Origin of the sequence: Nonomuraea cypriaca (assembly GCF_015645445.1) — a bacterium.
GTDB classification, from domain to species: Bacteria; Actinomycetota; Actinomycetes; order Streptosporangiales; family Streptosporangiaceae; genus Nonomuraea; species Nonomuraea cypriaca.
The window spans coordinates 1-7,027 of record NZ_JADOGI010000373.1 but is presented as its reverse complement, the minus strand read 5'-3'; the positions used below and the strand labels follow the sequence as shown (position 1 = coordinate 7,027).

Here is a 7,027-nt window from a genome sequence, read left to right as displayed (position 1 = left end):
GCCCCCTCCCACCGCCTCGAGACCTCCCACCAGTTCGCCGCCGCGGCCCGATCCCACTGCCACCCGGCAGGGCGGCGATTCCGTGCCGCGTCCCGCCGTCCAGGCGGCCGGCATCCTCCAGTGGAGCGGTACGTCCGGCGCGATCAGGGTCTCAGCCGACGGTACGGGCCCGGTGCGGTTGCGGATCACGTACACGCGGCGTGAGGGCGAGGACGGGGCGGCCAGGCAGGTACGGCGGGAGACCCGCACCCTGAGCGGCGACACCTCCTACACCAGCGCCATCACGAACGATCCCGGAACCGTCGCGTGCGACAAGAGAGCATATTTCGGGATCCTGGTCATGACCGAGCCGGCGGCGGGCAACGGGCCGCAGGTGAGAGAGGTGGGCGTGGACGGGCCCGCCTGCCCCACGACGCCCCAGCCGAGCCACTCGGCCACGCCCACCCCGACGCAGGAACAGACCACCTCGGCCTTCGGTACGCCCACGCCGTCGCACTCCACGTCCGCCCCCCTCGCACGCTCCTCCGGCCAACCCTCGGACCTGCCGCTCGCCAGCCCCTCGACGCACCCGCTCGCGACCCCTTCCGTCGAACCCGGCGGGCTCGACGAGCCTGACGAGGCCGAGGGGGCCGACGGGGCCGATGCCATGCGGAGTCCCTTCCACGAAAGAGGTACTCCTCGATGATCAATGCCCGACCCGTGGCGTACAAGCGCTGATCGTCCTCTCGGCCGGCGAGGAGGTCGACGACGCGCGAGGCGAGGGGGCCGGCGCTGGCCGGGTTCTGGCCGGTGGCGAGGCGGCCGTCGACGACCACGCGAGGCTGCCAGTCCGGCGCCCTGGCCAGACCGGCCGTGGCCCGGGTGCGGGCCCACCTGATCGAGGCGTTCCGCGCCGCCCCGCCGTATTAGACCTGCGGGTGGCGTTCGCGATCAGCCGTACGCGAACACGCCGAAGCCGCTACTCGAAGTAGCTGGATAGGTCGGGACGACTTGGGCATGTTGGGATCATGTGCCATTCCACCGACAGCAGGCCACCCGCTCCGCCCATCCAGGGCGAGGTGGCCTCTCACGAGCAAATAGAGCTGACCTCGGCAGACGGCAACCGGTTCCTGGCGTACCGGGCCGAGCCCGCCGAGCCGAACGGGCGCTCCGTGGTGATCCTGCCCGACGTACGCGGCCTGCATCCGTTCTACCGGGACCTCGCCGTGCGCTTCGCCGAGGCGGGCTTCCGTACGATCGCGATCGACTACTTCGGCCGTACGGCGGGTCTCAGCGACCGCGGCGACGACTTCGACTTCATGACGCACGTCAACCAGCTGACGAACGACCAGGTCAGAGCCGACGCGAAGGCGGCCACCGAGACGCTGGACGGCCCCGTCTTCACGGTCGGCTTCTGCATGGGCGGCGGCCAGTCGTGGCGGCAGGCCGCCGAGGGCAACGGACTGGCCGGCGGCATCGGCTTCTACGGCGCCCTCCGCTTCATCGACGAGCCGAAGTCAGGCCCAGGAGCGCCGCTCCTCCTGCTGAGGGGCGGGGCTGACACGGTGTCCACGCCGGAGGACTTCGACGCGTACACGGCCGCGCTCGACCGGGTCGGCACCGAGCACGAGACGTACATCTACGAGGGCGCGCCGCACTCCTTCTTCGACCGCTCGTACGGCGAGTGGGCGGATGCGTGCCAGGACGCCTGGCGCCGCATCCTGTCCTTCACAGAACGCCACGCCCAGCCGAAGTAGCCCTCCCTCCACCCTGATCCATGGTCGGCACGACCCTGGATCAGGGGGTGCCGCGGAAAACCATTGGAACTTTCCGTATCCGACCTCTTACTGTGAGCGACGAAACGCTCGCCACACGACAGAGGGAGGCACCCCCGGTGCACGTCAGACGAGAAAGCATGGCAGGCATGGCCGGCCTGCTCACGGCCCTGGCCATGAGCGGACTGGTCCACGCCCAGGCAGCCGACGCCAGACGCCTGTACGACTTCGGCGCCCAAGGCGTGGTCATCTGGAGCGAACCCAGGGCCGGATCCACCCGCAGGGGTCTCGGCTACTCCGGCCAGGGGTTCGAGTCCAACCGGTCCGAGGAGCACGGGCTCTACAGGTGCGACAACTTCGAGAGCACCCTGTGGCACCACGGACGCAACGTGACCACAGGCGTCGTCGGCTGGGTGCCGGCCTGCAACCTCGGCGACCCCGACTAACCCCGTGGAGGTCTCAGTGATCCGTCTCTTCCCCGCCGCGGCCGCCGTCGCCCTGGCCACCGCCGCGCTACCCCCGCTCACCGCCCAGGCGGCCACCGCCGCGCTCTCCCCGCTCGCCGCCCAGGCGGCCCCCGTCCCCGTCTACACCTGCGACACCGTACGCGGCGACCCAGGCGTCACCGTGCTGTTCGGCGGCTGCCAGGCCACGCCTGGCGCGGTGACCAACGGTGACTTCACCGGCCAGGCCATCGGTCAGACCCGCCAGACCACGCTCAGGATCAAGTGCACCGGTGGCGGCCGGGCCAGTCTTCCCGCCGAGGTCCTGCTGAAGGACTGCACGCAGATCGGTTGACCATGGCGCGCCGGGCCGTCATGGTCCGGCGACGCCCAGCATGACCGGCTCGGCCGGCCGGGGCGCGGGGTCGTCCTCCTCGTGGGCCCTCCACGGACAGGTTCGGCAGGAGCCGGTCCAGTAACCGCGTCATCGCTCAGCTCCCACTCGACACCCGTCCTGTACGGTCGTACAGGACATACGATAAGGCGGGAGATATCCGGAAGGCCGTCTCCTGCAGGGAAATGAGACGATGACCACAGCCGACGACACCCGTACCAGGATCCTGGCGGCCGCGAGGGAGCTGTTCGCCGAGCGCGGCTACGCGGCCACGTCCCTGGCCGACATCGCCGCCGCCGTCGGCCTGACCAAGACCGCCGTCGCCTACCACTTCCACCCGAAGGACCGCCTGGCCGCGGAGTTGCTCTCCCCGGCGGCGGGCGACATGCTCGCGCTCCTCGACGCGGACTACGCGAGCAGGCAGGACTTCGTCGCGGCCCTGGCGGGGTTCGCGGTGCGCTACCGCTCGGTGATCCGGCTGTTCATGGAGGACCTGGCGGCCGACGACGTCGTCTCACCCGACTCGGAGCGGGCGGCGATCAGGACGTTCAGGGACGAGATCTTCGCCAAGCTGGCCGGCGCGGATCCCGCCCCCGAGACCAGGATCAGGTGCTGGGCGCTGCTCGGGGCGCTGCAGTGGGGCGTGGTGAAGACGATGGACCTGCCTGAGGAGCAGGTCCACGCCGCTCTGCTGGAATGCGTACGAGGGTTCTAGACCCTGGACGGCCGTGCGGGCCGGTTGCGCCGCGTGGGCCGGTTGTGCCCCACAGGCCGGTAGTGCCGCCCGCTCCGCTCGCCGGGGTGCTGGTCGCGTCGCTGTCTGCGCCGCCGGCCGAGAAGCAAGCCCAGGCCGAGAACGATCAGACCGATCGGGGTGGCGGCGAGCCGGCGCGCGATCAGGAGCTTGATGAATTTCTTCATGACCTCCCCACTGCCCCACGACACGCCCGGCACGCCCTGGAACGCCCCGGAACGCCCCGGAACGCCTGGCATGAGACCCCCCACCCCCGACAGGCACGGCACGCCCGCATGGAGATTCCCACCCCTTCGGAAGGCAGGGCATACGCCACACAGATGCCCACGCCCCACGAAGGCAGGGCACACGCTTCCTTACCAGCCCTCGGCAGACAGGGGCACACACCACATGGGCTCCCGCCCCCGGCGTGCGGGGGCACACGCCGCATGGGCTCCCACCCCCGGCGTACGGGGACACACGCCGCATGGGCTCCCATCCACGGCGTACGGGGACACACGCCGCATGGGCTCCCACCCCCGGCGTACGGGGGCACATGCCGCATGAGATCCGTACCGCTTTCGGCGGGTGGGGCGGGCGTCGTAAGGGTGTGGGGGGTGGTCAGTGGCCCGCGATCGCGCTGGTCGGGGTGCCCGAGGGCTCGCCTGGGTCCGGGCCCTGCTGTCCTTCGAGGCCGACCACGATCACGATCGTGGCGCCCGGCTTGGCACAGTTGCCCGGCTGGATGCTCTGGCTGAGGATCGTGCCCACCCGCGACTCGTCCGCCACGACCTGGCCGCGGGACCGTACCGTGAAGCCGGCCTCGGTCAGGGCCGCCCGTCCCTCCTGCGTGGGCCGGTCGACGACCGACGGCACCGTGGCGCCGTTGCGTGCCACGGTCAGGGCCACCGGGGAGCCGCCCGTAACCCGGCTGCCCGCCTTCGGCTGGGTGGAGAGCACCTCACCGGCGGGCTGGTCCGCGCACGATCGGGTGACCTCGCCGACCGTGAGGCCCGCGCCGGTCACGGCGGCCTCCGCGGCCTGGCGCTGCATGCCCGTGACCGACGGCACGGCCACTCCCGCCGACACCTGGAGTGAGACCGTGCTGCCCTTGGCCACGGCCGTGCCCGAGGCGGGGCTGCTGCTGAGCACCTGGCCCACCTCCTGCGGCGAGTCGAGCCGGCTGACGGTCCCCGCCGCCAGCCCGGCCCGCTTGATCGCCTTGATCGCCGCCGCCCTGTCCATGCCTTCCAGTGCCGGGACCGGGACCGTGACCGGCTGGACGACCGGGGGATCGGTGGTGGGTTCGCGCTCTTCCCGCGTCTCCTCGGCCTTGGTCGGGGAGGGCTTCTGCTCCTGGGGTTCGGTCTGCGGGGGCTCTGACCGTACGGGCGGTGTGGCCGACTGCCCGGCGGCCCGCGACGCCGGCTCGTTCCTGTTCAAGATGGGAACGAGCACGGTGAGCAGGACGGCCGCGGTCACCAGCAGGGCCGCGCAGACCGCGATCGCCGCCCCTGGCCAGCGCTTCCGCGACCGCTCCCGCGGCTCCGGCGAGTCCGGGCCCGCCCCCCGGTCGCCTCCCGCACCCGGCGCAGGACCGCTGTCCCCCGAAGAATGACCGCCCGCCGCACCCATCCGACCGTCATCAGACCCAGCACCCATCCGACCGTCTTCGGACCCGAACCGGCCCGCGTCGGACCCGGCGCCGAACCAGCCTGCGTCCGGCCCGGACCCCAACCGGACAGGAGCGGCCGAGCCGCCCGTCCAGCCGGGTTCGGACGGGTGACCGTCACCACCCGCACCGAGCACCGACCCACCACTTGCCGACCCACCGCCGCTAACCGACTCGCCGCTTGCCGGCCCGCCACCGCTTGCCGACTCGCCGGACACCGGCCCGCCGCCCGTTGCCGGCCCGCCGCTTGCCGGCCCACCTACGCTTGCCGACCCATCGCCGCTTGCCGACCCATCGCTCGTCGACGGCTGGGACCCAGGCAGTACGTACGCGCCCGGCATCCCCGTCGACTCGGGTTCGGCGATCGGCGAGCGGGGCTCGGCGACCAGGATCGGCGGGACCCGCAGGATGTGCGCCGGGGGCGAGCTGAGCACCTCGCCAGGCACCTCACCCTGCTCCCCCAGCAGCTCGAACAGCAACTCCCTGCTACTGGGCCGGTTCCGCACATCCTTGTCCAGGCACGCCTCCACCAGCGTCCGCAGCCGCCCGTCCAGACGGCCCAGCTCGGGCGGCGCGGTCAGGATCCGGTGCAGCACCGGCGCCACCGAGTCCTGCCCGAACGGCGCCGTGGCGTTGGCCGCGAAGCACATCGTGGCGCCCCACGAGAACACGTCCGCCGCCCCCGTGACCGCCGAGGCCGTGATCTGCTCGGGCGCCATGTACGCGGGCGTGCCCACTCCCCGCCCGCTCACCGTGGCGGCCGCATCCAGCGCCCTGGCCAACCCGAAGTCGATCACGCGTGGCCCGTCGGAGCCGAGGAGCACGTTCTGGGGCTTGAAGTCCCTGTGCACGATCCCCGCGCGGTGGATCGCCGTCAGCGCGGTGGCGGTGCCGACCGCGAGCCGTTCCAGCGTGCCGCCCCGCCTCGGCCCGGTGAGCGCGACCTCCCGCTGCAGGGAGGGGCCGTCGACGTATTCGCTCACGATGTACGGGCGGCCCTCGTCGAACCCGGCATCGATCACCTGGGCCGTACAGAACCTCGCCACATGTTTGGCCAGCTCCACTTCCCGCAGGAACGCCGCCCGTTCGTCCCCCACGGGCCCATGCAGGAGCTTGACCGCAAATGTCTCTCCGCCCCTCGAACCGAGGAACACCGCGCCTTGCCCGCCTTCACCCAGGCGCCCGGAAAGCTCGTACTCACCGAGTCGATGCGGATCCCCCGTTCTGAGCGGCTGCGCCGTTGGCACGGGCGCCTCCCCTCGCCGCCTTTCCTGTTTTCTACTGAAGGCAACGGGCCGCGTTCAGTCAACGGTGCTCAGGCCAATCGCTGCCTGACCGTAACACTGCCGGTCAGGAGGTACGAGCGACCTTGCCCGAATACGTGACCTCGTCCTCACCTTCACGTGTCACCTCGATGGCCATCTGGTTCGCATCGGATGTCGGGAACATCTGCAACGAACCCGGATAGCACTCCTCACCAACGACCTGTACGAGCACGAACTCCATCACGCTCGGCGTCGACCCGAGCCGCCCGGAGCAGCGTAGATCCGCCCCCCATCGCATGGCCCCGCCGCCTGACTTGAACCGTACCTCGATGGGGAAAATCCGCTTCGCGGTGAAGTGCTCGGCCGAGCCCGTCCACGTACCCTCCAGCCCCGGCCCCTGCGCACCGCGCGCCCAGAACGCGAACCCGGCCACCGCCACGACCACCACGGCCACCGCCACGACCACGTGCCAGGCCCGCACCCGCCACCGGCCCGCCTTCACCGGGACCGGCGTGTCACCATGCCCCTGCCGTCGGACGGCCGGAAAACTCGCCGTCGGATCCGGATCGGTGATAAGCCCGGACCCCGCACTGGAGCCGGAAGCCCGGCCAAGAGCGGACCCAGACCCCTGGCCAAAAGCCGACCCCCAAACCGGAACCTGTGCCGAAGCCGGGGCCGAGTCCGAAGCTGGAGCCGGGTCCGAAGCTGGAGCCGAGGCAGAGGCCGGGGATGGCGCTGGGGCGGAGGCTGAGCCTGAGACGGGGGC

7 protein-coding genes and 1 pseudogene are annotated in these 7,027 nt (G+C 71.6%); 5 read left to right on the top strand and 3 right to left on the bottom strand.

Going from position 1 to position 7,027, the window contains the following annotated elements; genetic code table 11:
• The 5 genes and pseudogenes from ITP53_RS52880 to ITP53_RS52860 all read left to right on the top strand — a co-directional run.
• Positions 1–685: pseudogene (locus ITP53_RS52880) on the top strand (hypothetical protein); the annotation flags it as partial.
• 322 nt (positions 686–1,007) lie between these two features.
• Positions 1,008–1,736 carry a dienelactone hydrolase family protein gene (locus ITP53_RS52875; protein WP_195903053.1) on the top strand — a complete coding sequence of 243 codons (729 nt, stop codon included), beginning with the start codon at positions 1,008–1,010 and terminating at the stop codon, positions 1,734–1,736.
• A 158-nt stretch (positions 1,737–1,894) separates the two neighbouring features.
• Positions 1,895–2,200 carry a hypothetical protein gene (locus ITP53_RS52870; protein ID WP_195903052.1) on the top strand — a complete coding sequence of 102 codons (306 nt, stop codon included), beginning with the start codon at positions 1,895–1,897 and terminating at the stop codon, positions 2,198–2,200.
• 16 nt (positions 2,201–2,216) lie between these two features.
• Entirely contained in the window at positions 2,217–2,552 is a 336-nt protein-coding gene (locus tag ITP53_RS52865) for a hypothetical protein (protein WP_195903051.1), read from the top strand.
• A 232-nt stretch (positions 2,553–2,784) separates the two neighbouring features.
• Positions 2,785–3,306 (top strand): TetR/AcrR family transcriptional regulator, encoded by a 522-nt coding sequence (locus tag ITP53_RS52860; RefSeq protein WP_195903050.1) that lies wholly within the window; start codon positions 2,785–2,787, stop codon positions 3,304–3,306.
• Here ITP53_RS52860 and ITP53_RS52855 read toward each other — a convergent pair.
• The 3 genes from ITP53_RS52855 to ITP53_RS52845 all read right to left on the bottom strand — a co-directional run bounded on the left by ITP53_RS52855 (position 3,303) and on the right by ITP53_RS52845 (position 6,763).
• A complete protein-coding gene (locus tag ITP53_RS52855; RefSeq protein WP_195903049.1) occupies positions 3,303–3,584 on the bottom strand; it encodes a DUF6203 family protein in 282 nt (93 codons plus the stop codon). The two genes, ITP53_RS52860 and ITP53_RS52855, sit on opposite strands and share 4 nt — an antisense overlap.
• Positions 3,585–3,945: 361 nt before the next feature.
• Positions 3,946–6,243: a protein kinase domain-containing protein gene (locus tag ITP53_RS60840; RefSeq protein ID WP_195903048.1), complete on the bottom strand. Its 2,298-nt coding sequence runs from the start codon at positions 6,241–6,243 to the stop codon at positions 3,946–3,948.
• A 103-nt stretch (positions 6,244–6,346) separates the two neighbouring features.
• A complete protein-coding gene (locus ITP53_RS52845; RefSeq protein ID WP_195903047.1) occupies positions 6,347–6,763 on the bottom strand; it encodes a hypothetical protein in 417 nt (138 codons plus the stop codon).
• Positions 6,764–7,027: the final 264 nt, after the last annotated feature.

Coding starts and splice junctions, on each gene's coding strand:
- ITP53_RS52875 (WP_195903053.1), top strand. CDS start 1,008: ATGTGCCATTCCACCGACAGCAGGCCACCCGCTCCGCCCATCCAGGGC.
- ITP53_RS52870 (WP_195903052.1), top strand. CDS start 1,895: ATGGCAGGCATGGCCGGCCTGCTCACGGCCCTGGCCATGAGCGGACTG.
- ITP53_RS52860 (WP_195903050.1), top strand. CDS start 2,785: ATGACCACAGCCGACGACACCCGTACCAGGATCCTGGCGGCCGCGAGG.
- ITP53_RS52855 (WP_195903049.1), bottom strand. CDS start 3,584: ATGCCAGGCGTTCCGGGGCGTTCCGGGGCGTTCCAGGGCGTGCCGGGC.